The 25,263-nt window shown below is 65.0% G+C and carries 27 protein-coding genes; 9 read left to right on the forward strand and 18 right to left on the reverse strand.

The window, feature by feature from the left end:
- Positions 1–78: 78 nt before the first annotated feature.
- Positions 79–612, forward strand: a complete 534-nt coding sequence (locus tag XH90_RS01725; protein WP_194478916.1) for a hypothetical protein — start codon at positions 79–81, stop codon at positions 610–612.
- A gap of 41 nt (positions 613–653) precedes the next feature.
- Here XH90_RS01725 and XH90_RS01730 read toward each other — a convergent pair whose 3' ends face one another.
- The 7 genes from XH90_RS01730 to ffh all read right to left on the reverse strand — a co-directional run bounded on the left by XH90_RS01730 (position 654) and on the right by ffh (position 6,505).
- Positions 654–863, reverse strand: a complete 210-nt coding sequence (locus XH90_RS01730; RefSeq protein ID WP_194478917.1) for a hypothetical protein — start codon at positions 861–863, stop codon at positions 654–656.
- Between the two features lie 96 nt (positions 864–959).
- Entirely contained in the window at positions 960–2,366 is a 1,407-nt protein-coding gene (gene leuC / locus XH90_RS01735) for a 3-isopropylmalate dehydratase large subunit (protein WP_194478918.1), read from the reverse strand.
- Positions 2,367–2,690: 324 nt separating this feature from the next.
- Positions 2,691–3,071: a 50S ribosomal protein L19 gene (gene rplS / locus XH90_RS01740; protein ID WP_092233923.1), complete on the reverse strand. Its 381-nt coding sequence runs from the start codon at positions 3,069–3,071 to the stop codon at positions 2,691–2,693.
- A gap of 109 nt (positions 3,072–3,180) precedes the next feature.
- The gene (trmD, locus tag XH90_RS01745; protein WP_194478919.1) at positions 3,181–3,936 is read right to left on the reverse strand and encodes a tRNA (guanosine(37)-N1)-methyltransferase TrmD; all 756 of its coding nucleotides are present in this window, start codon (positions 3,934–3,936) and stop codon (positions 3,181–3,183) included.
- A 34-nt stretch (positions 3,937–3,970) separates the two neighbouring features.
- Positions 3,971–4,516, reverse strand: a complete 546-nt coding sequence (rimM, locus tag XH90_RS01750; RefSeq protein ID WP_194478920.1) for a ribosome maturation factor RimM — start codon at positions 4,514–4,516, stop codon at positions 3,971–3,973.
- A 9-nt stretch (positions 4,517–4,525) separates the two neighbouring features.
- Positions 4,526–4,858 (reverse strand): 30S ribosomal protein S16, encoded by a 333-nt coding sequence (gene rpsP, locus XH90_RS01755; RefSeq protein ID WP_194478921.1) that lies wholly within the window; start codon positions 4,856–4,858, stop codon positions 4,526–4,528.
- 99 nt (positions 4,859–4,957) lie between these two features.
- Positions 4,958–6,505, reverse strand: a complete 1,548-nt coding sequence (gene ffh, locus XH90_RS01760; RefSeq protein WP_194478922.1) for a signal recognition particle protein — start codon at positions 6,503–6,505, stop codon at positions 4,958–4,960.
- 396 nt (positions 6,506–6,901) lie between these two features.
- Between ffh and XH90_RS01765 the strand changes: the two genes are divergently transcribed.
- The gene (locus XH90_RS01765) at positions 6,902–7,882 is read left to right on the forward strand and encodes an MBL fold metallo-hydrolase (RefSeq protein WP_194478923.1); all 981 of its coding nucleotides are present in this window, start codon (positions 6,902–6,904) and stop codon (positions 7,880–7,882) included.
- Between the two features lie 54 nt (positions 7,883–7,936).
- Here the strand turns inward: XH90_RS01765 and XH90_RS01770 are convergent, their stop codons facing one another.
- Together XH90_RS01770 and XH90_RS01775 are read right to left on the reverse strand one after the other, a co-directional pair.
- On the reverse strand, positions 7,937–8,641 hold the full coding sequence (locus XH90_RS01770) for an SIMPL domain-containing protein (protein WP_194478924.1): 705 nt from the start codon (positions 8,639–8,641) through the stop codon (positions 7,937–7,939).
- 5 nt (positions 8,642–8,646) lie between these two features.
- Positions 8,647–9,384 (reverse strand): GyrI-like domain-containing protein, encoded by a 738-nt coding sequence (locus tag XH90_RS01775; protein WP_194478925.1) that lies wholly within the window; start codon positions 9,382–9,384, stop codon positions 8,647–8,649.
- 217 nt (positions 9,385–9,601) lie between these two features.
- On the opposite strand from XH90_RS01775, the gene dapF reads away from it, so the two are divergent.
- Positions 9,602–10,477, forward strand: a complete 876-nt coding sequence (dapF, locus tag XH90_RS01780; RefSeq protein WP_194478926.1) for a diaminopimelate epimerase — start codon at positions 9,602–9,604, stop codon at positions 10,475–10,477.
- A complete protein-coding gene (gene mtaB / locus XH90_RS01785) occupies positions 10,477–11,730 on the forward strand; it encodes a tRNA (N(6)-L-threonylcarbamoyladenosine(37)-C(2))-methylthiotransferase MtaB (RefSeq protein WP_194478927.1) in 1,254 nt (417 codons plus the stop codon). The genes dapF and mtaB overlap by 1 nt, the downstream gene beginning before the upstream one ends.
- Here the strand turns inward: mtaB and XH90_RS01790 are convergent, their stop codons facing one another.
- Together XH90_RS01790 and XH90_RS01795 are read right to left on the reverse strand one after the other, a co-directional pair.
- The gene (locus tag XH90_RS01790) at positions 11,731–12,840 is read right to left on the reverse strand and encodes a DUF2336 domain-containing protein (protein ID WP_194478928.1); all 1,110 of its coding nucleotides are present in this window, start codon (positions 12,838–12,840) and stop codon (positions 11,731–11,733) included.
- Between the two features lie 102 nt (positions 12,841–12,942).
- On the reverse strand, positions 12,943–13,644 hold the full coding sequence (locus tag XH90_RS01795; protein ID WP_194478929.1) for an RluA family pseudouridine synthase: 702 nt from the start codon (positions 13,642–13,644) through the stop codon (positions 12,943–12,945).
- Positions 13,645–13,691: 47 nt separating this feature from the next.
- On the opposite strand from XH90_RS01795, the gene ftsY reads away from it, so the two are divergent.
- Both ftsY and XH90_RS01805 read left to right on the forward strand, forming a co-directional pair.
- The gene (gene ftsY / locus XH90_RS01800; protein ID WP_194478930.1) at positions 13,692–14,639 is read left to right on the forward strand and encodes a signal recognition particle-docking protein FtsY; all 948 of its coding nucleotides are present in this window, start codon (positions 13,692–13,694) and stop codon (positions 14,637–14,639) included.
- A 3-nt stretch (positions 14,640–14,642) separates the two neighbouring features.
- A complete protein-coding gene (locus tag XH90_RS01805) occupies positions 14,643–15,245 on the forward strand; it encodes a septation protein A (RefSeq protein ID WP_194478931.1) in 603 nt (200 codons plus the stop codon).
- 54 nt (positions 15,246–15,299) lie between these two features.
- Here XH90_RS01805 and XH90_RS01810 read toward each other — a convergent pair whose 3' ends face one another.
- The 5 genes from XH90_RS01810 to ccmA all read right to left on the reverse strand — a co-directional run bounded on the left by XH90_RS01810 (position 15,300) and on the right by ccmA (position 18,461).
- Positions 15,300–15,884: a DsbE family thiol:disulfide interchange protein gene (locus XH90_RS01810; RefSeq protein WP_194478932.1), complete on the reverse strand. Its 585-nt coding sequence runs from the start codon at positions 15,882–15,884 to the stop codon at positions 15,300–15,302.
- Positions 15,881–16,060: a heme exporter protein CcmD gene (gene ccmD, locus XH90_RS01815; RefSeq protein WP_194478933.1), complete on the reverse strand. Its 180-nt coding sequence runs from the start codon at positions 16,058–16,060 to the stop codon at positions 15,881–15,883. Before ccmD ends, XH90_RS01810 begins: the two co-directional genes overlap by 4 nt.
- 1 nt (position 16,061) lies before the next feature.
- Positions 16,062–16,841, reverse strand: a complete 780-nt coding sequence (locus tag XH90_RS01820; RefSeq protein ID WP_194478934.1) for a heme ABC transporter permease — start codon at positions 16,839–16,841, stop codon at positions 16,062–16,064.
- Between the two features lie 89 nt (positions 16,842–16,930).
- The gene (gene ccmB, locus XH90_RS01825) at positions 16,931–17,599 is read right to left on the reverse strand and encodes a heme exporter protein CcmB (RefSeq protein ID WP_194478935.1); all 669 of its coding nucleotides are present in this window, start codon (positions 17,597–17,599) and stop codon (positions 16,931–16,933) included.
- Between the two features lie 259 nt (positions 17,600–17,858).
- Positions 17,859–18,461, reverse strand: coding sequence for a heme ABC exporter ATP-binding protein CcmA (gene ccmA, locus XH90_RS01830; protein WP_194478936.1), 603 nt, complete (start codon positions 18,459–18,461; stop codon positions 17,859–17,861).
- A 240-nt stretch (positions 18,462–18,701) separates the two neighbouring features.
- On the opposite strand from ccmA, the gene acnA reads away from it, so the two are divergent.
- The 3 genes from acnA to XH90_RS01845 all read left to right on the forward strand — a co-directional run bounded on the left by acnA (position 18,702) and on the right by XH90_RS01845 (position 23,467).
- Positions 18,702–21,422, forward strand: a complete 2,721-nt coding sequence (gene acnA / locus XH90_RS01835; protein WP_194478937.1) for an aconitate hydratase AcnA — start codon at positions 18,702–18,704, stop codon at positions 21,420–21,422.
- A 322-nt stretch (positions 21,423–21,744) separates the two neighbouring features.
- Positions 21,745–22,524: a thioredoxin family protein gene (locus XH90_RS01840; protein ID WP_194478938.1), complete on the forward strand. Its 780-nt coding sequence runs from the start codon at positions 21,745–21,747 to the stop codon at positions 22,522–22,524.
- Between the two features lie 571 nt (positions 22,525–23,095).
- Positions 23,096–23,467: a DUF2794 domain-containing protein gene (locus XH90_RS01845; protein WP_194478939.1), complete on the forward strand. Its 372-nt coding sequence runs from the start codon at positions 23,096–23,098 to the stop codon at positions 23,465–23,467.
- A gap of 121 nt (positions 23,468–23,588) precedes the next feature.
- Here XH90_RS01845 and XH90_RS01850 read toward each other — a convergent pair whose 3' ends face one another.
- A complete protein-coding gene (locus XH90_RS01850) occupies positions 23,589–24,119 on the reverse strand; it encodes a GNAT family N-acetyltransferase (protein WP_194478940.1) in 531 nt (176 codons plus the stop codon).
- Between the two features lie 209 nt (positions 24,120–24,328).
- Positions 24,329–25,120, reverse strand: coding sequence for a Bax inhibitor-1/YccA family protein (locus XH90_RS01855; protein ID WP_194478941.1), 792 nt, complete (start codon positions 25,118–25,120; stop codon positions 24,329–24,331).
- Between the last annotated feature and the right edge of the window lie 143 nt (positions 25,121–25,263).

The raw sequence follows: 25,263 nt of genomic DNA on the forward strand, positions 1-25,263 counted from the left end.
GAGCGACTGCAATTGGACAGCGATGGCGCGAGACCGCTGCGCCGCAATTTTCGCTGTCCACATTCAGGGAGACATTCCATGTTGAGGAGATTGGGCCCAGCGACCAGTTCGCTGCGCTTGCTCGGGCTTGCCGCATTTGCAGTTCTGATGTTGTCGTCGGGGACCGCGCGTCGCGCTGAAGCGATGACGCCGATCAATCCGACCGCGCTGCCCGCGGCGAAGGCTGCAAGCGATGACATGATGATCCAGGTCCGCCACGGCGGCGGCGGTGGTGGGCATGGTGGCGGCGGACATTTCGGCGGCTTCCACGGCGGCGGTGGTCACTTCGGTGGTTTCCACGGCGGCGGCTTCCGCGCCGCGCCGGCCTTCCATGGCGGCGGGATGCGCTACGGCGGCATCCATTATGGCGGCTATCATCGTCATTGGGGCGGCGGCTACTATCGGCCGTATTACGGCTATCGCCACTTCCACCGGCGCCATTATTACGGCGGCTACTATCCCTATTACCACTATCCGCGCCGCTGCCGGATCGTCTGGACCTATTACGGCCCGCGCCGCATCTGCCGCTGGCATCATTGGCACCGCTGGCACTATCCGTACCGATATTGGTAAGTGCGGTCGAAATGAAAGGGCGCCTCGGGCGCCCTTTGTTTCTAGAGCCAGCCCTTCACATTCCACGAGGTCGCCTTCCACCGCATCAGCGTCTCGATCTTCCATTTCCTGAACATGGCCGGCGGCCAGCGGCTGAGCTTCGAGGTTTCCTCGGCTTCGGGCTTGGCGACGATCGGCAAGCGCGTCGTGCGCCGCCGGTGCTGGCGGGTCGCATCGCCGATCAGGTCGACATATTCAGGCTTGTTGGCCATGGCTCTCGTCCCCGCGGAAACCGTCGCGAGGACGAGAGTGTGGGCGAAGCCGCTTAACGACCGTTTGCCGCGATCACTACAATTGCAGGGAGTGGCTCAGCGCCAATCCCGGACGTCGACGAAGTGACCCGCGATCGCGGCTGCCGCCGCCATCGCCGGCGACACCAGATGCGTGCGGCCCTTGAAGCCCTGGCGTCCCTCGAAATTGCGGTTCGAGGTCGAAGCGCAGCGCTCTTCCGGCTTCAGCTTGTCCGGGTTCATCGCGAGGCACATCGAGCAACCGGGCTCGCGCCATTCGAAGCCGGCCTTGATGAAGATCTTGTCGAGACCCTCGGCTTCCGCCTGCTCCTTCACGATGCCGGAGCCCGGCACGACCATGGCGTTGACGCTGCCTGCGACCTGCTTGCCTTCCGCGATCTTCGCGGCGGCGCGCAAATCTTCGATGCGGCCGTTGGTGCAGGAGCCGATGAAGACGCGATCGAGCTTGATGTCGGTGATCTTCGTTCCCGCCGTCAGGCCCATATATTTCAGCGCGCGATGCTTGGAGAGACGCTTGGCCTCATCCGCAATCTTGTCGGGGTCGGGCACGATGCCGGTGATCGAGATGACGTCTTCGGGGCTCGTGCCCCAGGTCACGATCGGGGGCAGTTTTGCCGCATCGAGGCGCAGCTCGTGGTCGAAATGCGCGCCTTCGTCGGAACGCAAGCCCTCCCAGTAGCGCATCGCCGCGTCCCAGGCCGCGCCCTTCGGCGACTTCGGACGGTCACGCAGGAAGTCGTAGGCCTTTTGGTCGGGTGCAACGAGGCCGGCGCGAGCGCCGCCTTCGATCGACATGTTGCAGACCGTCATGCGGCCTTCCATGCTGAGCGAACGGATCGCATCGCCGGCGTATTCCAGCACGTAGCCGGTGCCGCCGGCCGTGCCGATCTCGCCGATGATGGCCAAGATAATATCCTTGCCCGTCACGCCTTCAGGCAGCTTGCCGTCGACGGTGACGCGCATGTTCTTCGCCTTCTTCTGGATCAGCGTCTGCGTCGCCAGAACGTGCTCGACTTCCGAAGTGCCGATGCCGTGCGCGAGCGCGCCGAACGCGCCATGCGTCGAGGTGTGGCTGTCACCGCAGACGATGGTGGTGCCGGGCAGCGTAAATCCCTGCTCGGGGCCGATGACGTGGACGATGCCCTGGCGCTTGTCGAACTCGTTGTAATATTCGATGCCGAATTCCTTGGCGTTCTCGGCCAGCGCCTTGATCTGCTCGATGCTCTCCGGATCCGGGTTCGGCTTGGTGCGGTCGGTGGTCGGCACGTTGTGGTCGACGACGGCGAGCGTCTTCTCGGGCGCATGCACCTTGCGCCCCGTCGCGCGCAGGCCTTCGAACGCCTGCGGCGAGGTCACTTCGTGCACCAGGTGACGGTCGATATAGAGCAGGCAGGTGCCGTCCTCGGCTTCGTGCACCAGATGGTCGTTCCAGATCTTGTCGTACAGGGTGGTCGGCTTGGACATGAGCTTGAGCTCCGAAGGAATGTGTGAAGCAGTTGAGCGCGGCTCGCGCGCGGGCAACAAAATCGTCAACGCAGCTTTTAGGCTGCGCGCGTAAGCTCTGACGTTGCCGAGGTCGCGAAACGTCCGAAGAACCGGCCGGGCAGCCGCGAGCGATCGTCGATGACGATGCGCTGAGGGCTTACGAAGCTGGTCGGATCTGGAAACATTCCAGGAATATATAGCAGGCCGATTTGGAAGCGCGAGTGGTTTGACGCGCACGGCTGACGCAACAAAAAAGCGCGGGGTTTTGCCCCGCGCTCTCGAAAACTCGTCTGGTCGCGAAGCTTACTCGTTGACGGCCTTGGCGTGCTCGGTCTTCTCGACGATGCGGGCCGACTTGCCGCGAAGGTTGCGGAGGTAATAGAGCTTGGCGCGACGCACCTTGCCGCGGCGCACCACCTTGATCGAGTCGATCATCGGCGACATCACCGGGAACACGCGCTCGACGCCTTCGCCGTAGGAGATCTTGCGGACGGTGAAGCTCTCGTTGAGGCCACCTCCGGAACGGCCGATGCAAACGCCTTCATAGGCCTGCACGCGGGTGCGGTCGCCTTCGACGACCTTCACGTTGACGATCACGGTGTCGCCGGGACCGAATTCCGGAATGTCCTTGCCGGCGGACAGCTTGTCGAATTGCTCTTGCTCGAGCTGCTTGATCAGGTTCATGGGTAAATCTCCATCGGCGCGCCCAGCCTTGGAAACGGGGGCTGCGCGAAATTCGTTTATCCAGCCATTGCGGATGTGGGCGCTCCTATAAGGCAAGCCGGAGCGTTTGTCACCCGTCTGTCTTGTTTTTTGGCGTTTTTTGGCGTCCGGGCCGATTCGGGGTTTTCGGCGGGATTTGCGCCCATAAATCAGGTCGCCGGGCCGCGGTCAGGGCCTCGGATTGCGCCCGCCGCCAGCTGGCGACCTTGGCGTGGTCCCCGGAGGTCAGGATCTCCGGGATCGGAACCCCCTCGAACAGCTGCGGGCGGGTGTATTGGGGGTATTCGAGCAGGCCGTCCGAAAAGCTCTCCTCGGTTCCCGAGGCTTCCTTGCCCATCACGCCCGGCAGCAGCCGGACGCAGGCGTCGATCAGCGCTAACGCGGCGATTTCGCCCCCTGACAGGACGTAATCGCCGATCGAGACCTCCTCCAGCCCGCGCCCGTCGATCACCCGCTGGTCGATGCCCTCGAACCGTCCGCAGACGACCAGCGGGCCGGGGCCCCGGGCAAGCTCGGCGACACGGGCCTGGGTCAATGGCCGACCGCGCGGGCTCATCAGCAGGCGCGGGCGATCGGGAGCGATCTCGGCGGCATCGATTGCGGCGGCCAGGACATCCGCCCGCAGCACCATGCCCGGCCCGCCGCCGGCCGGGGTGTCGTCGACACTGCGGTGGCGGTCGGTGGCGGAGGCCCTGATGTCCCGCGCCTCGATCTGCCAGAGGCCGGAGGCCAGCGCCCGGCCGGCGAGGCTCACGCCGAGCGGCCCCGGAAACATTTCCGGAAACAGCGTCAGCACTGTTGCACGCCAGGGTGAGGGATTGGTCATGTCAGTCAGCTTAGCCAAAAACCACGGCCCGTGGTTACGGGTCGCCGCCTTCGCGGGGACGGCTCATGGAGGGCTCGTCACCCTCGATCTCCTGCGGCAGCGCGATCACGACGCGGCCGCCCTTGAGGTCGACCTCCGGCACCACCGCGTTGGTGAACGGCAGCAGCATCGTCGCGCCCTTGAGCGGCGCGATCTCGATGATGTCGCCAGCGCCGAAATTATGGATCGCGAGCACGCGGCCGAGTTCGTCGCCATCCGTGGTGACGGCGGCGAGCCCGATCAGATCGGCGTGGTAATATTCGTCCTCATCGGTCGCGGGCAGCTTTTCGCGCGCGACGTAGAGTTCGATGCCGTTGAGGCGCTCCGCCTCATCGCGGGTCGCGATGCCCTTGAACGTCGCGACCAGATGGTCCCTGGCTTCGCGGACCTGCGCCAGTTCGAACTGGCGCCTGCCGTCCTTGGAGAGAAGCGGCCCGTAGCGCTTCACGGCAAATGGATCTTCGGTGAAGGTCCACAACTTGACCGCGCCGCGTACTCCATGCGCGGCGCCGATCCGCGCGACGCAGATCAGCGCCGACATGGCCTAGCCTCAGCCCTTCGCGGCGGCTTCGGCCTGCGCCTTGCGCTCCTTGCGCGGCACGGCCTTCTCGGGGTTGTTGCGCGCTTCACGCTTCTTGACGCCGGCGGCATCGAGGAAGCGCATCACGCGGTCCGACGGCTGCGCACCCTTGGCGAGCCAGGCCTTGACCTTGTCCATGTCGAGCTTCAGGCGGGTTTCGTTGTCCTTCGGCAGCAGCGGATTGAAATAGCCGAGACGCTCGATGAAGCGGCCATCGCGGGGAAAACGCGAGTCGGCGACGACGACGTGATAGACGGGACGCTTCTTGGTGCCTGCGCGGGAGAGGCGGATAACGACGGACATTCAGTTCTCCTTGAAAGTGTGGTTTGCAAAGTACGTTTTGTTCGGTTGATTGGTATTTCGCGCCGCGCGGGACAACTTACGACCCTCGCGACGATTTCCTCATTTCTTCTTGCCCGGGAAACCGCCGAGACCCGGCAGCGTCGGCTTGCCGCTCAGCCCGGTCAGTCCGGGCAGGTTCGGCAGGCCGGTGCGAAGGCCAGGCGGCAAATCCTTCGGCAGGCTCGGCAGACCCTGTCCGCCGCCGCTCTGCATCTTCTCCTGCAGCGCCTTCATCTCTTCGGGAGACGGCATCTTCATGCCGCCGCCAAAGCCCATCGCCTGCGCGATGCCGGCGAGCGGGCCGCGCTTGCCCGAGCCCATGGCCTTCATCACGTCGGCCATGTTCCGGTGCATCTTCAAGAGCTTGTTGACCTGCTCGACGCTCTGGCCGGAGCCAGCGGCGATGCGCTTCTTGCGGCTGGCCTTGAGCAGATCGGGATGACGGCGCTCTTCGCGCGTCATGGAATCGATCACCGCGACCTGGCGCTTCAGGATCTTGTCGTCGATGCCGGCGGCCGCGATCTGGTTCTTCATCTTGGCGATGCCGGGCATCATGCCCATCAACCCGCTGATGCCGCCCATGTTCGCCATCTGCAGCAGCTGCTCGCGCATGTCGTTGAGGTCGAACTGACCCTTGCGCATGCGCTCGGCGGTGCGCGCGGCCTTCTCGGCGTCGATGTTGGCGGCAGCGCGTTCGACCAGCGACACGACGTCGCCCATGCCGAGGATGCGGCCGGCGATACGATCAGGGTGGAAATCTTCCAGCGCATCGGTCTTTTCACCGGTGCCGATCAGCTTGATCGGCTTGCCGGTGACCGCGCGCATCGACAGCGCGGCGCCGCCGCGACCGTCGCCGTCGACGCGGGTCAGCACGATGCCGGTGAGGCCAACGCGCTGGTCGAACGAGCGCGCCAGATTCACGGCGTCCTGGCCGGTGAGGCTATCGGCAACCAGCAGAACTTCATGCGGATTGGCTGCGGCTTTGATCGCAGCCGCTTCCGCCATCATCTCTTCGTCGAGCGTGGTGCGGCCGGCGGTGTCGAGTAGCACGATGTCGTAGCCGCCGAGCTTGCCGGCCTCCAGCGCGCGCTTCGCAATCTGCGGCGGCTGCTGTCCCGCGACGATCGGCAGCGTCGGAATGTCGAGATCGCGGCCGAGCACCGCGAGCTGCTCCATCGCCGCCGGGCGATAGACGTCGAGTGAGGCCATCAGCACCTTGCGCTTGTCGCGCTGGACCAGGCGCCGGGCGAGCTTGGCGGTGGTGGTCGTCTTACCCGAGCCCTGCAGGCCGACCATCATGATCGGCACCGGCGGCACGGAATTGACGTCGATGGTCTGGCTTTCGGCACCGAGCGTGTTGATCAGCTCGTCATGGACGATCTTGACCACCATCTGGCCTGGCGTGACCGACTTGACGACGGTGGCGCCGATCGCCTGCTCGCGGACGCGCTCGGTGAAGCTGCGTACGACTTCGAGCGCGACGTCTGCCTCGAGCAGCGCGCGGCGCACCTCGCGCATCGCGGCATCGACGTCCTTTTCGGTCAGCGCACCGCGCCCCGTCAGACGATCGAGAATGCCACCAAGCCGTTCCGACAGATTGTCGAACAATGCCGTTGTCCTTGTCCTGCTCGCCAGAATGGCGATCTTCCAAACACCTTTGCGCCCGAGGGCGCATCGCGCTGTCGGGCGTTGACCTCTGGCCTCAAGGGCCAGTCGGCGGGTCGAAAAGAAAGCCTTTCCGAGAAAGTCGCGGGGTTAAACGCCGCTCACGCCCAAAAGTCAAGGAAAGTTAGGCGCGCAGGACGCCCTTGCCAGGGTAAGGCCTTGAAAGCAGGGCATTTCCGGCCACGGGTTCCTTTTTCGGCGGCTCCGCCCATATAGCGGTGATGACTTACCATCCCAATCGTCCCTAGAAGCCTGCCCCGTGCTGATCACCCGTCGCCGCTGTTCGGACTGCTTGCCGGGGCTGGCGCGCTGGTCGGCGTTCCCCTCTGGATATCCCGCATGAAAACCTATGACGGCCCGGTCTCCGACCATTTCGATGGTCTGAACTTCTTCGATCCGGACGGCGTGCCGCCGAAATCCCTTGGCGAGGTGCTGCGCTGGCAGTTCGGCGGCGGGCGGGAGCGAACGAAATGGCCGGATTGGGCCCCGAGCCCCCACGCCGACACCCCGCCGGAGCGTGTCGACGGCGGCAAGGTGCGACTCTCCTTCGTCGGTCACGCCAGCTGGCTGATCCAGACCGGCGGCCTCAACATCCTCGTCGATCCCGTCTGGTCGATGCGGGTCTCGCCGGTCAGTTTTGCCGGGCCGAAGCGGCACAACGATCCCGGCATCGCCTTTGACGAGCTGCCGAAGATCGACATCGTGCTGGTGTCGCACGGTCACTACGATCATCTCGACATCGCGACGCTGTCGCGGCTCGCCAAGAATTTCGCGCCGCGCGTGGTCACCCCGCTCGGCAATGATGTGACGATGCGGAGCTACGATTCGACGATCAAGGCTGAAGCGTTCGACTGGCACGAACGCGTCGAGCTCGGCAACGGCATCGCCGCGACGCTGGTGCCGACACGGCACTGGACCGCGCGCGGCATGTTCGATCGCAACAGGGCGCTGTGGGCGAGCTTCGTGCTGGAGACGCCGGCCGGGAAAATCTACGTCGTCTGCGATTCCGGCTATGGCGACGGCAGGCATTTTCGCCGCGTCGCCGAGCGGCACGGAAAGCTGCGTCTTGCGATCCTTCCGATCGGCGCCTACGAGCCGCGCTGGTTCATGCGCGACCAGCACATGAACCCGGAGGACGCGGTGAAGGCGTTTGCCGATTGCGGCGCGGAGCAGGCGCTCGGCCATCATCACGGCACGTTCCAGCTGACGGACGAGGCGATCGACGCACCGGCCAAGGCGCTGGTGGAAGCGCTCGACGCTGCGAAGATTCCGCAGGAGCGGTTCGTGGCGATGAAGCCAGGGCAGGTGATGGAGATTTAGTAGTCTCTGCACATACAGCTCGCGCCCCGGACGCAGCGCGGCGGGACACGAGAGCTACTGCTCTTTCGGCTTGATCGACCAGCTCACGTTCACCGTTACCGCCAGCGTTTCCTCGCCCGGCGCAACGGCAGCAGGCGCGGCCATCGGGGCTGCGGCCATGCGTCCCTTGAACAGCGGCATTGGAGCGCCGCCCTCGGACACACTGAGCGGCGCGCCCAGCGTGACGCCGGTCGCCTTGGCGTAGATCTCCGCTTTGCGGCGCGCATCGGCGACCGCCTGCTCGCGGGCATCGTCGAGCAGCTTTGAGGCCTGCGTCACCTCGAACGAGATGTTGCCGATGTCGTTCGCGCCGGCGCTGACCAGCGTGTCGATGACGCCGGCGACCTTGGTCACGTCGCGGATCTTGACGGTGACGCGATTGGAGGCGCGGAAGCCGACCACGGGCGAGGCGCCGGTCGAGCGGTTCGGCGCATATTGCGGCTGCAGCGACAGGCGCGAGGTCTGATAATCCTTCTCCGGGATGCCGGCGCCCTTCAGCGCCAGCAGCACCTTGCCCATCGCAGCGTTGTTGGCGTCGGAAGCTTCCTTCGCCGACTTGGCGTCGTTGGCGACGCCGGCATCGATCTGCGCGAGGTCGGGCGCGGCCGAGACGGTCGCCTCGCCACTGACGGTGATGGCGGACGGGAAATCATCGGCGAATGCGGGCGATGCCAGCAGCGCGGCGGCGAAGATGGCGGCGAGGGTGGCAGGCTTAATCATCGGTCTCACTTCAGCGGCACGAATACGTTGATCACGAGCTTGTCCTCGGCCGTCTTGAGGGGGTCGGTGAGGTACTCCTCGATGAAGGTGTCCTTGGCTTCCAGCTTCTTGTCGTCGAGGTGATTGGTGATCGCCTCATAGGTGTTGTCCATGTTGTCGTAGGAGCCGCGATGGACGAATTTCAGCGCCTTGCCCTCCGGCGATTTTCCGATGCTCATGTCCTTGGTCAGGTTCTTGGGGTCCTGATCGACCGGGATCTCGGCGAGGAAGGTGAAGCCGGTGTCGTCAGTCGAGGTGTAGACGATCATCGCATTGCCGGCGTGCTTGATGCCCTGCTTGTCCAGCAGCGCGTTCAGCGTCTTGAAGGCGTCGACCAGGGTGTCGAAGGCCGAGTCCCAATTGGCGGTGCCCTTGACCATCACGACCTTCTTGGCCTCGAGCGTGATCTCCTGGCCAAAGGGATCGGCGGTCTGCACCGGGGCCGGAGTGGCAGCCGCTGCGGGCGGCGGTGCTGCGGGGCTTGGTGAGGCGCTGGCCGCAGGGGAAGGCAACGGAGACGGCGTTGCCGCCGGCGCGGGCGAAGCACTTGCGGCCGGGGACGGCGAGGCCGGCGGGGACGGTGAGGGGCTTGCCGAGGCGGCCGGCGCCGGGCTCGGGGTCTGCGCGAGGGCGCCGGACAGGCCAAGCGACAAGGCCGCTGCCGGGATCAGCGCGGCCAGAGCAAGACGACGAAACCCAATCATTCCATTCTCCCCAAGGCTTTGGCTCCCAAAGCCCAAATCCGGTCGCGCATCCCTGATCGCGCGAACCGCGCGATTCTAACACGCGGGCGCCAAATTCGTCCCATGACAGATGCGTCATGGCAGTTCATCATGGCCGTCCGCTCGGGCTGCCGCAGCCAAATCACTGGCCAAGCCGGTCAGGATCGCCATATAAGGCAGGCAAAATTCGGGAATTTTCATGAGCGCGCTGGCCAACCACGCATTCGCCAAGATGAACGGCATCGGCAACGAGATCGTCGTCGTCGACATGCGCGATTCTGCCGGCCGCATCACGCCTGATGATGCCCGGGCGGTCGCATCCGCGCAGGGCGGCGTGCCCTATGACCAGCTCATGGTGCTGCAGAAGCCGCGGCTCGACGGCACCGAAGCGTTCATCAGCATTTACAACAATGACGGTTCGGAGGCCGGCGCCTGCGGCAACGGCATGCGCTGCGTGGTGCGCCGGATCTTCGAGAAGAGCGGACAGACCACGGCGACCTTCGAGACCGCGGCCGGCCTGCTCAATGCCTGGCAGGGCCCGGCGCACGATCTCTACACCGTCGACATGGGCGTGCCGAAGTTCGGCTGGCAGGACATTCCGCTGGCGGAAGAGTTTCGCGATACCCGCTACATCGAATTGCAGATCGGACCGATCGACAATCCGATCCTGCATTCGCCGTCCGTGGTCAGCATGGGCAATCCGCACGCGATCTTCTGGGTCGACGACGTCAACGCTTATGATCTCGAGCGTTTTGGTCCGCTGCTGGAAAATCATCCGATCTTTCCCGACCGTGCCAACATCACGCTCGCCCACATCGTCGATCGCGAGCACATCACCATGCGCACTTGGGAGCGCGGCGCCGGGCTGACCCGTGCCTGCGGTTCGGCGGCCTGCGCGACCGCGGTTGCAGCTGCGCGGCTGAAGCGCACCGAGCGCAAGGTCGAGATGACGCTGCCGGGCGGCAAGCTCGGCATCGAATGGCGCGAGCGCGACGACCACGTGCTGATGACGGGTACGGCGACCTTCGAATATGAAGGCAAGTTCGATCCGGCGCTGTTCGCGCCGGCCGGCTGATGGCCGTCGACATCGTCACCTTCGGCTGCCGCCTCAACGCCTTCGAGGCCGAGGTGATCCGCAGCAAGGCGGAGAGCGCGGGGCTCGAAGACACCATCGTCATCAACAGCTGCGCCGTCACCAACGAGGCGGTGGCGCAGGCGCGGCAGTCGATCCGCAAATTGAAGCGCGAGCGGCCCAATGCGCGCATCGTCGTCACCGGCTGCGCGGCGCAAACCCAAAGCGCGATGTTTGCCGGCATGACCGAGGTCGACCGCGTCGTCGGCAACGACGACAAGATGCGCAGCTCCGCGTGGCAGGAGACGCGCAACGCCTTCGATCTTGGCACCAGCGAAAAAATCGCCGTCAGCGACATCATGGCTGTCAGGGAGATGGCGCCGCATCTCATCGGCGGCTATGCGAGCGGCCTGCCGCGCGTCTTCGTGCAGGTGCAGAACGGCTGCGACCATCGCTGCACCTTCTGCATCATTCCCTATGGCCGCGGCAATTCACGCTCGGTGCCGATGGGCGCGGTGGTCGATCAGGTGCGGACGCTGGTGGAGCGCGGCCATGCCGAGATCGTGCTGACCGGAGTTGATCTCACCAGTTACGGCACGGACCTGCCCGGCGCGCCGAAGCTCGGCCTGCTGACGAAGCAGATCCTGCGGCACGTGCCGGAGCTGAAGCGGCTGCGCATCTCCTCGATCGATTCGATCGAGGCAGATGGCGACCTGCTCGATGCCATCGCCGACGATGCGCGCCTGATGCCGCATCTGCATCTGTCGCTGCAGTCAGGCGACGACATGATCCTCAAGCGCATGAAGCGGCGGCATTCGCGCCAGGATGCGATCGCATTCTGCGATCAGGTGCGCCGCCTGCGGCCGGATATTGTCTTCGGGGCCGACATCATCGCTGGCTTCCCCACCGAGACCGAGGAGATGTTTTCGCGCTCGCTCGATCTGGTCGGGGAATGCGGACTGACGTTCCTGCACGTCTTCCCTTATTCGCCGCGCCCCAGCACGCCGGCTGCAAGGATGCCGCAGGTGGCGGCGCCGGCGATCAAGGAACGCGCGAGGTGCCTTCGCGCCGCCGGCGAAATTGCGTTACGGCTGCGGCTGCAGGCCGAGATCGGCGCAACGCGCGATGTCTTGATCGAGAGCGAAGGGCAGGGGCGTACCCAGCACTATCTGCCGGTGGCGATTGCAGGCGAGCGCGTCGGTAGCGTCGTGCCGTTGACGATCGCAGGCAGCGACGGCGAGCGGCTCACGACATAGCTACGACGCCCGCACCTGCCAGAAGCGCAGCGTCCGCCGCGCATTCTCCGGCGACATACGTGCGAAATTGTTTTGCGCCCTCGCAAGATCCGCCGGCTTCATCGCGCCGGTCGCAAACCGGCTTTCGAGCACGGCGGCTGTCGTTTCCCAGCTCAGCAGCGCCGCCTTGCACGGCACCAGCAGGCCGTCTTCGCGCAGGCTCTGCATCAGCGGGCGAATCACCTCGACGGTCGACCCGGACAGCGCCGCCAGCGCAGCCACGGCTTCCTCGTAGCGCCGATGTCTCGCGAAGCCGAGCAGCGTCGCCTCGTTGAGTTGGCCGGTTGCCTTGAGATTTGCGATCGCCCGCTTGGCGCCTTCGAAATCGCGCACGCCCGACATCTCGCGCTCGACACCGACGGTGACGGCGGCGATCGCGCTCTGGATTTCCTCGAACAGATCGGGCGGCGCGCGTGACAGCAGGCGGGTGCGGACGGCATCCGTTGCGGAACGCAGCAAGCGGCGGCGCAGATCCGACGGCAGGTCGACGCGGACGCCGATGCTCACGGCGAGCTCGGGATCGCTTTCGGCTTGTCCAACGATGACCGCGAATCCCTTTCCGGACATGCGCGCACCGGGATTGGTGGCAAGGCGCCTGCTGACGCTGGGATAGCGCCGCGCCAACAGCGCGTCGGTGACGATCTCCTTCAGCCACCAGCGACCGGCAACGGCGAGCAGATGCGGCTCGCCCTTGCTGGAGGCGATCTTCACCAGATCGTCCTCGTCGAGGCGGGCGGATTCCTGGAGCACGGGACCTGCGATGCGGATCTCGTCGTTGTTGGCGAGGCGGCGGATCACGGAGGGCGGCGCCTGCGCGATCGGCGCGAGCTGGGCGCTGATTTCGGCGAGCGCAATGCGCGCGCCCATGTCGGCGATGGCGCGCAGCTCGATGGTGCCGATCAGCCGCTCGAGCACGTCGTCGAACAGCGCGACCTGCTCGTCGTTGAAGCTTCCGGCGGAGGACAGGAACAGGTCGGTGACGCGCCGGGCGGTCTCCAGGCCCTTTTCCGCCGAGCCGGTCCGGATCGCGGACTCGACCTCGTCGATGATCGATAGCTGGGCCGTGGACATGACGCGTTGCTCGTCCTGAGCGGATGGGAAGCTTGTTCTAAGCAACCGCTATCATTAGCGACGAGCACTGAACGTTTCGTAAACCATGCCTCCTTGAGGTCACTATTCCCCGTTCCACCCGCAAGCCTTGAGCTTCTCGTGCATGTGGGGTGGCGCCGGCGCGACCACGCGGATCGGTTCCTTGTTCCTGGAGATCGGGACCACGATCTCGCGGGAATGCAGATGCAGCTTCGGCTCGCCGAAGCGCGGGCCGTTGCCATAAATGTTGTCGCCGAAGATCGGCCAGCCGGTCGCGGACGAATGCACCCGCAATTGGTGGGTCCGCCCGGTCACCGGTTCCATCGCGAGCCAGGTGAAACCTGCGCCCCGGCCCATCACCTTCCAGTTGGTGACCGCCTTCTGTCCCTCGGGGTCGGGCTTCTGCCACCAGCCGCGTTCCGCATTGAGCCGGCCGAGGGGCATGTCGATGGTGCCTTCGTCCCCGGCAGGGCCGCCCTCGACCACGGTCCAGTAGGTCTTGCCGATCTTGCCGTGCTTGAACAGGAGGCCGAGCGAGGCGGTCGCCTTGCGGTGGCGGCCGAGCACGAGGCAGCCGGAGGTGTCCTTGTCCAGCCGGTGGGCCAGCACCGGCGGACGCGGCAGGCCGAACCGGAGCGCGTCGAAGGAGTCCTCCAGATTGGGCCCGCCCTTGGGGCCGCGATGTACCGGTAGCCCGGCCGGCTTGTCGATGATCAGCATCAGGCCGTCGCGGTGGAGCACGCGGCCCAGGATCTCATCGGCGGTCAATTCGGGAACATCGAGCAATTGCAAGACTTTCGTTTGGGGGCGGGAACGGCTAACACACGCCCGCCATGAACGATACCACGTCAGATCCCCCCAAGCTGAGCTGGTGGCGCCGCCTGTCCAACGGGCTGAAGCGCACCTCGTCCTCGCTCGGGACCGCGGTTGCCGACCTCGTCACCAAGCGCAAGCTCGACCGCGCCATGCTCGACGACATCGAGGATGTGCTGCTGCGCGCCGATCTCGGCACCCAAGTCGCGGTGCGGATCGCGGATGCGGTCGGCACCGGGCGCTATGACAAGGCGATCTCGGCCGACGAGGTCAAGGACGTGGTCGCGACCGAGGTCGAGAAGGTGCTGGCGCCGGTGGCGAAGCCGCTCGAGATCGATACGTCCAGGAAGCCGTTCGTCATCCTCGTGGTCGGCGTCAACGGCTCCGGCAAGACCACGACGATTGGAAAACTCTCGCAAAAGTTTGCCTCCGAAGGCCGCAAGGTGATGCTGGCCGCCGGCGACACGTTTCGCGCGGCCGCGATCGAGCAGCTCAAGGTCTGGGGCGAACGTACCAGGACGCCGGTCATCGCGGGCGCCCAGGGTTCGGACTCGGCCAGCCTCGCCTTCAATGCGCTGACCGCGGCGAAAGAGCAGGCCATCGACGTGCTCCTGATCGACACCGCCGGCCGCTTGCAGAACAAGGCCGAGCTGATGAACGAACTCGAGAAGGTCGTGCGCGTCATCCGGAAGGTGGACGCTTCGGCGCCGCATGCGGTGCTGCTCGTGCTCGACGCCACCGTCGGCCAGAACGCGCTGTCGCAGGTCGAGGCCTTCCACCGCACCGCGGGCGTGACGGGCCTGGTCATGACCAAGCTCGACGGCACCGCGCGTGGCGGCATCCTGGTGGCGCTCGCGGAGAAATTCAAATTGCCGGTGCATTTCATCGGCGTCGGCGAAGGCGTCGACGATCTCGCGCCGTTCACCGCGCGCGATTTCGCCCGCGCGATCGCCGGAATCGAAAGCTAGAGAATGGACAAGACCCAGCCGCATCCGCTGTTCAAGCTTGCGACCGAGCTTGGTCCGCTGCTCGTGTTCTTCTTCGTCAATGCGAAGTTCAACCTGTTTGCCGCGACCGGCGCCTTCATGGTCGCGATCGTGGCGGCGATGATCGCGTCCTATGTGGTGACGCGCCACATCCCGATCATGGCCATCGTCACGGGCGTGATCGTGCTGGTGTTCGGCACGCTGACGCTGGTGCTGCACGACGAGACCTTCATCAAGGTCAAGCCGACCATCATCTACGGCCTGTTCGCCGCGATCCTCGGCGGAGGCCTGTTGTTCGGTCGCTCCTTCATCGCCGTGATGTTCGACCAGATGTTCAACCTGACGCCGCAGGGCTGGCGCATCCTCACGCTGCGGTGGGCGCTGTTCTTCACCGGCATGGCGGTGCTGAACGAGATCGTCTGGCGCACCCAGAGCACGGACTTCTGGGTGAACTTCAAGGTGTTCGGCGTCACGCCCATCACCATGATCTTCGCCATCGCCCAGATGCCGCTGACCAAGCGTTACGGTGTCGAGCCGGCCTCGCTGGAAACCAGCGAGGCCGAGGCGGGGGATATCAGGAAGGGGTAGTCGGATGGAGTCATTCCGGGTTCGATGGTGTCGCATCGCCCTGAATGACGATGACTACTTCAGCGCCTTTTCCATCTGCGGCAGCAGCACCGTCCGATAATTGTCCGGCGTGATCGGACCGACCAGCTTGTAGACGATGGTGCCTTCGCGGCCGACGACGAATGTCTCGGGCACGCCGTAGACGCCCCACTCGATCGAGGCGCGGCCGTTGGCGTCGGCGCCGACGCGGCCGAACGGGTTGCCGTAGCGGCCGAGGAAGCGGCGCGCGTTGTCGGGCGCGTCCTTGTAGTTGATGCCGACGATCTGGAAGCGCTTGTCCTTGGCGAGCTCGGTCAGCAGCGGCGCCTCGTCGTGGCATGGCACGCACCAGGAGGCCCAGACATTGACGAGGCTGACCTTGCCCTTGAACGCGGCGGGATCGAGTCCCGGCACCTGCGCGCCGCCGGCCTGCAATCCCTCGAGCGGCGGCAGCGCGGTCTGCGGCGCGGGGTGGCCGATCAGTGCGGAGGGGATCCGCGACGGATCGCCGCTGCCGAGCCGGAACCAGAACAGCACGGCAAGTCCGAGGAAGGCAAGCAGCGGCAGCACCATCAGGAAGGTGCGGCGCTGCGGCGGTGCCGAGGTCGTTTGGTCGCTCATGGTGTGTCCACAGCGCGGCGGCTGGAGCGGCGGGTGACGCCGCTGCGCTCGAGCTGGCGCAGGCGCTCCGTCTGGTTGCGATAGTCGATGATGACCCAGCCGATCAGGAGCGCGACCACGATTCCGGCCGCGACATAGGACGTCACGATGAAGGAGGCGTATGGACCGAGCGACATCTTATGCAGCCCCTTCTGACGCGTTTTCCTGGCGCGAACCCGGATCCACCGAAAACGCGACGCGGCTCGCCTGCATCATCTGCAGCGAGCGCACGCGCCGGCGCAAGATTTCGTTGCGCATCGCAGCCAGATGCAGCGTGACGAACAGCAGCGTGAACGCCACCGCCATCACCAGCAGCGGAATCAGGAACGCCTTGTCGAGCGTCGAACCGCCCATGCGCATCACCGAGGCCGGCTGATGCAGCGTATTCCACCAGTCGACCGAGAACTTGATGATGGGAAGATTGAGTGCGCCGACCAGTGTCAGCACGGCCGCGGCGCGCGCCGCGCGCGAGGGATCTTCCACCGCGCGCCACAGCGCCATCAGGCCGAGATACATCAGGAACAGGATCAGCACCGACGTCAGCCGCGCATCCCATTCCCAATAGGTGCCCCACATCGGCCGGCCCCACAGCGAGCCCGTGAGCAGCGCCAGGAAGGTGAAGCTGGCGCCGATCGGAGCTGCGGCTTTCGCAGCGACGTCGGCGAGCGGATGCCTCCACACCAGCGTGCCGAGCGAGGCCACGCTCATCACGCCCCAGACGAACATCGACAGCCACGCATTGGGCACGTGGATGAACATGATCTTCACGGTCGCGCCCTGCTGATAATCGTCGGGCGCAACGGCGGATTGATAGAGGCCGATCGTGAGCAGGATGATTGTCGCGGCCACAAGCCATGGCAGCACCCGCGCCGAGAGCGCGAGGAACCTGGTGGGGTTGGCGAGGTCGATCAGCGACATGGTATCCTGATAATCACCGGGGGCTGCTCACGCAATCAGCATGAAAGCGCGCAGCGAAAGTTGATCGGGGTCAAGGCAACCGGCCCATTTCAGTCCAGTCCATGCTTCAGGCTCGCCGCCGCCGCGAACGGGCCGATCACGAGGCTGACCAGCGACAGTGCGCAGAGGATCGAGAACGGCGCGCCGAATGACAACGGCCCGGTGATCGCGGCCTGCGAGGCCGCAACCCCGAAGATCAGCACCGGGATCGACAGCGGCAGCACCAGCACGGCCATCAGCAGCCCGCCCCGGTGCAGCGTCACCGCCAGCGCCGCACCGATCATGCCGGTGAAGGTCAGGGCAGGTGTGCCGGCCAGCAGCGTCAGCGCCACGGCGCCGGTCGCGACCATGTCGAGATTGAGCAAGAGGCCCAGCACTGGGGTTGCAATAATCAGCGGCAGGCCCGCGGCCAGCCAATGCGCCAGCGCCTTGGCCGCGCAGGCGAGTTCCAGCGGCGTTCGGCTCATCGTGATCAGGTCGAGCGAGCCGTCCTCATGGTCGGCCATGAACAGCCGGTCCAGCGTGAGCAGGCTCGCCAGCAGCGCGCCCAGCCACAGGATCGCCGGCCCCAGCCGCGACAGCAGCGCCAGGTCCGGCCCGACCGCGAACGGCATCAGCACGACCACCGTCAGGAAGAACAGCACGCCGATCAGCGCTCCGCCGCCGACGCGGAGCGCGATCCGGATGTCCCGGCGGATGAGCGCGGAGAGAGCGGTCATGGGGAGGCTCCGGTGGCCGCGGCGAGGTGAGCGCCCGGCTCGCACTCCAGACCAACTGCGCTCCCTCCCCCCTTGCGGGGGAGGGTGGGGGAGAGGGAGAGGGGTAGCCCAGGAAATTGTGCGCTTGATCGCAGAGAGGAACGTCGGCCGACTGAGAAAGTCCCCGTGTGGCACCCCCCTCCCTGACCCTCCCCCACAAGGGGGGAGGGAACGGAGGGAGCCGTGCCTAGCCGCTTGGAAAACTGAGGGTCGTACCGCCTCACGCCACGCCCCCAATCCGAAGCTCCCGCGATTCGATGCCGAGCGGCCCATGGGTGGCCGCGATGATCAGGCCGCCGTGCGCCAGATGGTCGCGCATGAGCCCGCTAAACATCTCCTGGCCTGCGGCATCCAGCGCCGTGGTCGGCTCGTCCAGCAGCCAGACCGGGCGGCGGACCGTCAGCAGCCGGGCCAGCGACAGCCGGCGGCGCTGGCCGGCGGACAGGAAGGCGGCGGGCAGATGGGTGGCATGGTCGAGGCCGACGGTGGCCAGGCTCTCAGTCGCGTCACAGCGCACGCCGCCCAGAAATTCAGCCCAGAATGACAGATTTTCAGCCACGCTCAGCGCCGGCTTCAGGGCATCGCGATGACCGAGATAGTGGCACTGCTCGGGCAGCGTCATGTCGGTGTCGCCCCCGTGCAGGACGATCGTGCCGCCGGCCGGCATCAGCAGCCCGGCGATCAGCCGCAGCAACGAGGTCTTGCCCGCTCCGTTGCGTCCCACGACCGCCACGGCTTCGCCGGAGACCGCCTCGAAATCGAGCCCGGAAAACACCTCGCGGCCGCCCCGCACGCAAACCACCCCGCGTCCGGACAGCTTCATCTGACCTGGTACCAACCCGTTCAAAGCCAGGCCTCAGGAAATCTTGGGGTAGCGCATCAGAATTTTTGGCTCGCGACTTGCTGGGTTCGATTGTGGCTGTGGCGGCGCGGTTAGAAAGCTTCTATAAGCCCGGAACTACTTGATGCAGCAACTCAACCTGTCCCTGCAAGCGACCCAGCCTGCTTCGCTGACGGTGTTAAAATACCCTGCCGGGTATAACTAACAATTGGGATTTCCTACATGACCTCGCTCGACAGCTTCAAATGCAAAAAGACCCTCAAGGTCGGCGCCAAGACCTATGTGTATTACAGCCTGCCCACGGCGGAGAAGAACGGTCTGAAGGGAATTTCGAAACTTCCCTATTCGATGAAGGTCCTGCTCGAGAACCTTCTGCGCAACGAGGACGGCCGCTCGGTCAAGAAGGAAGACATCGTTGCTGTCTCGAAGTGGCTGCGCAAGAAGTCGCTGGAGCATGAGATCGCGTTCCGCCCGGCCCGCGTGCTGATGCAGGATTTCACGGGCGTCCCGGCCGTGGTCGATCTGGCTGCGATGCGCAACGCCATGCAGAAGCTCGGCGGCGACGCCGAGAAGATCAACCCGCTGGTTCCCGTCGATCTCGTCATCGACCACTCCGTGATCGTGAACTTCTTCGGCGACAACAAGGCTTTCGCCAAGAACGTCACCGAAGAGTACAAGCAGAACCAGGAGCGCTACGAGTTCCTGAAATGGGGCCAGAAGGCGTTCTCGAACTTCTCCGTCGTGCCGCCCGGCACCGGCATCTGCCATCAGGTCAATCTCGAATATCTCTCCCAGACGGTCTGGACCAAGAAGGAGAAGATGACGGTCGGCAAGAAGACCGGCACCTTCGAGGTCGCCTATCCCGACTCGCTGGTCGGCACCGACTCCCACACCACCATGGTCAACGGTCTCGCCGTGCTCGGCTGGGGCGTCGGCGGCATCGAGGCGGAAGCCTGCATGCTCGGCCAGCCGCTGTCCATGCTGCTGCCCAACGTCGTCGGCTTCAAGCTGAAGGGCGCCATGAAGGAAGGCGTCACCGCGACCGACCTTGTGCTCACCGTCACGCAGATGCTGCGCAAGCTCGGCGTGGTCGGCAAGTTCGTCGAGTTCTTCGGCCCCGGTCTCGACAATCTCTCGGTCGCCGACAAGGCGACCATCGCCAACATGGCGCCGGAATATGGCGCGACCTGCGGCTTCTTCCCCGTCGACGCGGCCGCGATCGACTATCTCAAGACCTCTGGCCGCGCGCCTGCGCGCGTCGCGCTGGTGCAGGCCTACGCCAAGGCGCAGGGCCTGTTCCGCACCGCCAAGTCGGCTGATCCGGTGTTCACGGAAACGCTGACGCTCGACCTCGCCGACGTCGTGCCGTCGATGGCCGGCCCGAAGCGTCCCGAAGGCCGCATCGCGCTGCCCTCGGTCGCCGAAGGCTTCTCGCTCGCACTCGGCACCGAGTACAAGAAGGCCGAGGAGCCCAACAAGCGCTTCGCCGTCGAAGGCAAGAACTACGAGATCGGCCATGGCGACGTCGTCATCGCCGCCATCACCTCCTGCACCAACACCTCGAACCCGAGCGTTCTGATCGGCGCCGGTCTCTTGGCCCGCAACGCCGCTGCGAAGGGCCTCAAGGCAAAGCCGTGGGTGAAGACCTCGCTCGCCCCGGGCAGCCAGGTCGTCGCCGGATATCTTTCCGATTCCGGCCTCCAGGCCGATCTCGACAAGGTCGGCTTCAACCTGGTCGGCTTCGGCTGCACCACCTGCATCGGCAATTCCGGCCCGCTGCCGGAGGAGATCTCGAAGTCGATCAACGACAACGGCATCGTCGCTGCTGCCGTGCTCTCCGGTAACCGCAACTTCGAAGGCCGCGTCTCGCCGGACGTGCAAGCGAACTATCTGGCCTCGCCGCCGCTGGTCGTCGCCCATGCGCTCGCCGGCAGCGTCACCAAGAACCTCGCGGTCGAGCCGCTCGGCGAAGGCAAGGACGGCAAGCCGGTGTACCTGAAGGACATCTGGCCGACGACGAAGGAGATCAACGCCTTCATGAAGAAGTTCGTGACCGCGTCGATCTTCAAGAAGAAGTATGCCGACGTGTTCAAGGGCGACACCAACTGGCGCAAGATCAAGACGGTCGAGAGCGAGACCTATCGCTGGAACATGTCTTCGACCTACGTGCAGAACCCACCCTATTTCGACGGCATGAAGAAGGAGCCGGAGCCGGTCACCGATATCGTCGAAGCGCGTATCCTCGCGATGTTCGGCGACAAGATCACCACCGACCACATCTCGCCGGCCGGCTCGATCAAGCTCACCTCGCCCGCCGGCAAATATCTCAGCGAGCACCAGGTGCGTCCGGCCGACTTCAACCAGTACGGCACGCGTCGCGGCAACCACGAAGTCATGATGCGCGGCACCTTCGCCAACATCCGCATCAAGAACTTCATGCTGAAGGGCGCGGATGGAAATATCCCCGAAGGCGGTCTGACCAAGCACTGGCCCGACGGCGAGCAGATGTCGATCTACGACGCCGCGATGAAGTACCAGCAGGAGCAGGTGCCGCTCGTCGTGTTCGCCGGCGCCGAATACGGCAACGGCTCCTCGCGCGACTGGGCTGCGAAGGGTACGCGTCTGCTCGGCGTTCGCGCCGTGATCTGCCAGAGCTTCGAGCGCATCCATCGCTCCAACCTGGTCGGTATGGGCGTGCTGCCGCTGACCTTCGAGGAAGGCACCTCCTGGTCCTCGCTCGGCCTCAAGGGCGACGAGAAGGTCACGCTGCGTGGCCTCGTCGGCGACCTCAAGCCGCGCCAGAAGCTGACCGCCGAGATCGTGTCGGGCGACGGCAAGCTCCAGCGCGTTTCGCTGCTGTGCCGCATCGATACGCTGGACGAGCTCGACTACTACCGGAACGGCGGCATCCTGCACTACGTGCTGCGCAAGCTCGCGGCCTAGAGCATGATCCGGACCCGAAGGGCCGCGTTAGCGCAAAGTGCGCAGCGGTTTTCCGGAAAGATCATGCTCCAACAACAATCTAAAGTGCGCTGGGCGCACTTTGGCGCGCGAATTTGTGAACAGTGGCTCACTGCGACGTGAGTAGAAGGTTAAACGAAGGCGGCCTATCAAAAGGCCGCCTTCGTACGTTTGCGGCATGCTTCAGATGGGCCCGCCCGGCGCAAAGCGCGTGTTGGACGGTTGAACGTGCCGCGCCCGTAAGACTACGGTGACCATCCGGCGATAAGATCTCCCCCACGAGCTACCATGTGTGACGTTCGACATGACTGGAATGATGGCCTCTAATTTCGTCTCGCGCTGGTCCGGTGCATTCTGGTCGGGAGCACTCGGCATCTGCGCCATCGTCGCCGTTGTCCGTCCCGCCGAGGCCGACCCGCGCGCCGTGGTCGAGCTCTTCACATCCCAGGGCTGCTCGTCCTGCCCGCCCGCCGACAAGGTCATCGGCGACCTCGCCAAGGATCCCTCGATCATCGCGCTGAGCATGCCGATCGACTATTGGGATTATCTCGGCTGGAAGGACACGCTGGCGGATTCACGTTTCTCGGCGCGGCAGCGCGCCTATTCACGCATGCGCGGTGACCGCGAAGTCTATACCCCGCAGGCCGTGGTCAACGGCGCCGTGCATGTCATCGGCAGCGACCGCTCCGGCATCGAAAACGCGATCGACAAGACGGACCTGGGCGCGGGCGTGATGAGCGTGCCGGTGACGATGTCGCTCGCGGGCAAGCAGATCAACGTGTCGGTCGCAGCGAGCAGGGAGCCGACGGTCTCGCATGGCGAAGTCTGGATCTGCTCGATTGCGAAATCGGTGCCGATCGAGATCGGCCGCGGCGAGAATCGCGGACAGCAGATCACCTATCACAACGTCGTGCGCAATCTGCTCAAGGTCGGCGACTGGAACGGGCGTCCCGAAAGCTGGAGCGTGCCGCTCGAGAATCTGACGTCGCGCGATGGGGTCGACGGTGCGGTGGTCTATGTCCAGGACGGTAGCCGCGAGAAGCCCGGTGCGATGCTGGGCGCGGCGTATACGTCGCTGCACTAATTCGAAACTCTCCAGTGTCGAGATTGCTCTCGCTCCTCATGGTGAGGAGCGCGTTCATGCGCGCGTCTCCCTGAGGATCAGGGGCGAGAGTGATGGCGCCGATGAGGGAGCAGGTCATCGAGGCAGACACACCCCGACACAAACAAAAAAGGACCAACTCGCGTTGGCCCTCCTTGTCGCGCGTACAGACCCGATCCTGTTCGACCCCGGGGGGCTGGGGGCTGAGGAATCCGGAACCGAAAGGACCGGGTCAACGCACACCAGCCTTTTCGCAATGCAGGGCGGCAGGCGATGGGCGGAAAAGCGGCGATCCTGTGATTCCTGCTAACGATCCCGTGACGCTTTGCCGCCGGGAATTTCAACCGTTGCATGTGTCATGATTCGCAACCGGCCGGCGAGATGGCCCCCGGTTCTCATGTGGTTCTAAAGTGGTTCTCATGTGGTTCTCGTGGGCACTTCAAGAGCCCCTTGCGGCGGGGAACGGTTGGCGCAATCATGCAATTGTCATGATCCGCGGCTCCGGGGACGGTCTTCGCGGGGGCGGTCATGCTGACACGACAGGAGGCGCCCCATGAGTTTGACGTCGGAGGATGCCGATCCGAGCGAGCAGCGCGCAGTGGCGCGCCCCGCCGCTGCGAATGCCCAACCCGGCCGGGTGACGTTCGACCGGCTCGAACTGCGCCGAATTCTCAATCTCTATGGCCGCATGGTCGCCGACGGCGAGTGGCGCGACTATGCCATCGACTTCCTGAAGGACCGCGCGGTGTTCTCGGTCTATCGCCGGGCCTCCGAAGTGCCGATCTACCGCATCGAGAAAGATCCGCGGCTCGCGCGCAAGCAGGGCATGTACAGCGTGATCTCGGCGACCGGCCTGATCCTGCGCCGCGGCCACGAGCTCGAGCGCGTGCTTCTGGTGATCGACCGGAAGCTGGCGGTGGTGTGACGACCTTCGGTCGTCATTCCGGGGCGCGACCGAAGTCGCGAACCCGGAATCTCGATCCGCATTTGCGAAGGAAACTTCCGGGTTCGATGCGGATGCATCGCCCCGGAAATGACGAATGAACCTACTTCGCCGGCACGTTCTTCGCGCCTTCGCCGAGGTCGCGCTGCATCATCACCGTATCCAGCCAGCGGCCGAATTTCAGGCCGACATTGGGATGCGTGCCGATCATCTTGAAGCCGCCTCTGGTGTGCACGCCGATCGAGCCGGCATTGGCGGAATCGCCGATCACGGCGATCATCTGGCGGAAGCCGCGCGCCTCACATTCGCTGACCAGCCGCTCCAGCAGCAACGAGCCGATGCCACGGCGGTGGAAGCCCGGGTCCAGATAGATCGAGTTCTCGACCGTGAAGCGATAGGCCGGGCGGGGCCGATAGGCGCCGGCATAGGCGTAGCCCGCGAGACGGCCGTCGAGGATGGCGACGAAATAGGGATAGCCGCCGTCGACCAGCGCGCGATAGCGGCGCGTCATTTCGGCGAGGTCCGGCGGATCCAGCTCGAACGTCGCGGTGCCCTCGCGGACGGCCTGCTGGTAGATGGCGGTGATGGCGGGGAGGTCGGCCTCGATAGTGGGCCTGATTTCGGGTGCGGACATGGGGAGAGATTAGAGCGTTCCCGTGGTGGCTGGAAGGGGCAGCGCTCCTTCCACACCGTCATTGCGATCGTAGCGAGGCAATCCAGAAATGCATCCATGGAGGGACTCTGGACTGCTTCGCTGCGTCCGCGATGACCGGAGAGGCAGCGGGCAAACAAAAACCCCGGCCTTTCGGCCGGGGTTGGTGTCCGTTCGCTCTGGTCCGGCGCTCAGTCGCGCTGGCCGAGGAGCTGCAGCAGCAGCGTGAACAGGTTGATGAAGTTCAAATACAGCGACAACGCGCCGGAGATCGCCGCACGTTCGGCGATGTCACCGCCGGCCGAAGCGTAGCCGTAGATGTAGTCGTTCTTCAGCCGCTGGGTATCCCAGGCGGTGAGGCCCGCGAACACCAGCACGCCGACCACCGACACGATGAACTGCAGCGCGGTGCTGGCCAGGAACAGGTTCACCAGGCTCGCGATGATGATGCCGATCAGGCCCATGAACAGGAACGAGCCCATGCCGCTCATGTCACGCTTGGTGGTGTATCCATAGAGGCTCAGCGCGCCGAAGGTCGCCGCGGTGATGAAGAACACCCGCACGATCGAGGTGTGCGTGTACACCAGGAAGATCGAGGACAGCGAGATGCCCATCAGCGCCGAGAACACCCAGAACAGGATCTGCGCGGTCGAGGGCGCCAGGCGGTTGATGCCTGCCGAGATCACGAACACCATGGCGAGCGGCGCGAGCATGAACAGGTATTTCAGCGGGCTCACGAACATCGCGTAGCCGAACGGCGTCAGGAACAGCTTGCCGACGCGGACGGCTTCCGCCGTCGGCACGTCGGTGACGGCAGCCATGTAGACGCCGAGCGCGGCGAGGCCCGTGATGGCGAGGCCGATGCTCATATAGTTGTAGATGCGCAGCATGTAGGCGCGCAGGCCGGCATCGACCGTCGCGGCGTCAACACGCCCGGCGGCCCTACCGAAAGGAGAAGTGTAATTGCGGTCCAGGTCCGACATGGTCGAATTCCCATTGGTTGGTCCGGTCCGGCATAGGGGTTGCCATGCCGCCGGTTCGTCAAATTCTATCTCGGAAACCGATGTCTGCCGACATTAACTTTAGCTAACAATCGGGGCTCCGAACCCATCCGATATGTGGGAAA

The sequence above is a fragment of the Bradyrhizobium sp. CCBAU 53338 genome, assembly GCF_015291665.1.
Lineage (GTDB): Bacteria > Pseudomonadota > Alphaproteobacteria > Rhizobiales > Xanthobacteraceae > Bradyrhizobium.

Bases quoted from the DNA above. Each gene is read 5' to 3' on its own strand.
- XH90_RS01765 (WP_194478923.1), top strand. From the start codon at position 6,902: ATGAAAACCTATGACGGCCCGGTCTCCGACCATTTCGATGGTCTGAAC.
- XH90_RS01855 (WP_194478941.1), bottom strand. From the start codon at position 25,120: ATGTCGGACCTGGACCGCAATTACACTTCTCCTTTCGGTAGGGCCGCC.
- ccmA (WP_194478936.1), bottom strand. From the start codon at position 18,461: ATGAAGCTGTCCGGACGCGGGGTGGTTTGCGTGCGGGGCGGCCGCGAG.
- ccmD (WP_194478933.1), bottom strand. From the start codon at position 16,060: ATGTCGCTCGGTCCATACGCCTCCTTCATCGTGACGTCCTATGTCGCG.
- trmD (WP_194478919.1), bottom strand. From the start codon at position 3,936: ATGACCAATCCCTCACCCTGGCGTGCAACAGTGCTGACGCTGTTTCCG.
- mtaB (WP_194478927.1), top strand. From the start codon at position 10,477: ATGGCCGTCGACATCGTCACCTTCGGCTGCCGCCTCAACGCCTTCGAG.
- XH90_RS01730 (WP_194478917.1), bottom strand. From the start codon at position 863: ATGGCCAACAAGCCTGAATATGTCGACCTGATCGGCGATGCGACCCGC.
- XH90_RS01845 (WP_194478939.1), top strand. From the start codon at position 23,096: ATGAGTTTGACGTCGGAGGATGCCGATCCGAGCGAGCAGCGCGCAGTG.
- leuC (WP_194478918.1), bottom strand. From the start codon at position 2,366: ATGTCCAAGCCGACCACCCTGTACGACAAGATCTGGAACGACCATCTG.
- rpsP (WP_194478921.1), bottom strand. From the start codon at position 4,858: ATGTCCGTCGTTATCCGCCTCTCCCGCGCAGGCACCAAGAAGCGTCCC.
- XH90_RS01805 (WP_194478931.1), top strand. From the start codon at position 14,643: ATGGACAAGACCCAGCCGCATCCGCTGTTCAAGCTTGCGACCGAGCTT.
- XH90_RS01850 (WP_194478940.1), bottom strand. From the start codon at position 24,119: ATGTCCGCACCCGAAATCAGGCCCACTATCGAGGCCGACCTCCCCGCC.
- ccmB (WP_194478935.1), bottom strand. From the start codon at position 17,599: ATGACCGCTCTCTCCGCGCTCATCCGCCGGGACATCCGGATCGCGCTC.
- XH90_RS01840 (WP_194478938.1), top strand. From the start codon at position 21,745: ATGACTGGAATGATGGCCTCTAATTTCGTCTCGCGCTGGTCCGGTGCA.
- XH90_RS01820 (WP_194478934.1), bottom strand. From the start codon at position 16,841: ATGTCGCTGATCGACCTCGCCAACCCCACCAGGTTCCTCGCGCTCTCG.
- XH90_RS01770 (WP_194478924.1), bottom strand. From the start codon at position 8,641: ATGATTAAGCCTGCCACCCTCGCCGCCATCTTCGCCGCCGCGCTGCTG.
- rplS (WP_092233923.1), bottom strand. From the start codon at position 3,071: ATGAACCTGATCAAGCAGCTCGAGCAAGAGCAATTCGACAAGCTGTCC.
- ftsY (WP_194478930.1), top strand. From the start codon at position 13,692: ATGAACGATACCACGTCAGATCCCCCCAAGCTGAGCTGGTGGCGCCGC.
- XH90_RS01775 (WP_194478925.1), bottom strand. From the start codon at position 9,384: ATGATTGGGTTTCGTCGTCTTGCTCTGGCCGCGCTGATCCCGGCAGCG.
- acnA (WP_194478937.1), top strand. From the start codon at position 18,702: ATGACCTCGCTCGACAGCTTCAAATGCAAAAAGACCCTCAAGGTCGGC.
- rimM (WP_194478920.1), bottom strand. From the start codon at position 4,516: ATGTCGGCGCTGATCTGCGTCGCGCGGATCGGCGCCGCGCATGGAGTA.
- XH90_RS01725 (WP_194478916.1), top strand. From the start codon at position 79: ATGTTGAGGAGATTGGGCCCAGCGACCAGTTCGCTGCGCTTGCTCGGG.
- XH90_RS01790 (WP_194478928.1), bottom strand. From the start codon at position 12,840: ATGTCCACGGCCCAGCTATCGATCATCGACGAGGTCGAGTCCGCGATC.
- dapF (WP_194478926.1), top strand. From the start codon at position 9,602: ATGAGCGCGCTGGCCAACCACGCATTCGCCAAGATGAACGGCATCGGC.
- XH90_RS01810 (WP_194478932.1), bottom strand. From the start codon at position 15,884: ATGAGCGACCAAACGACCTCGGCACCGCCGCAGCGCCGCACCTTCCTG.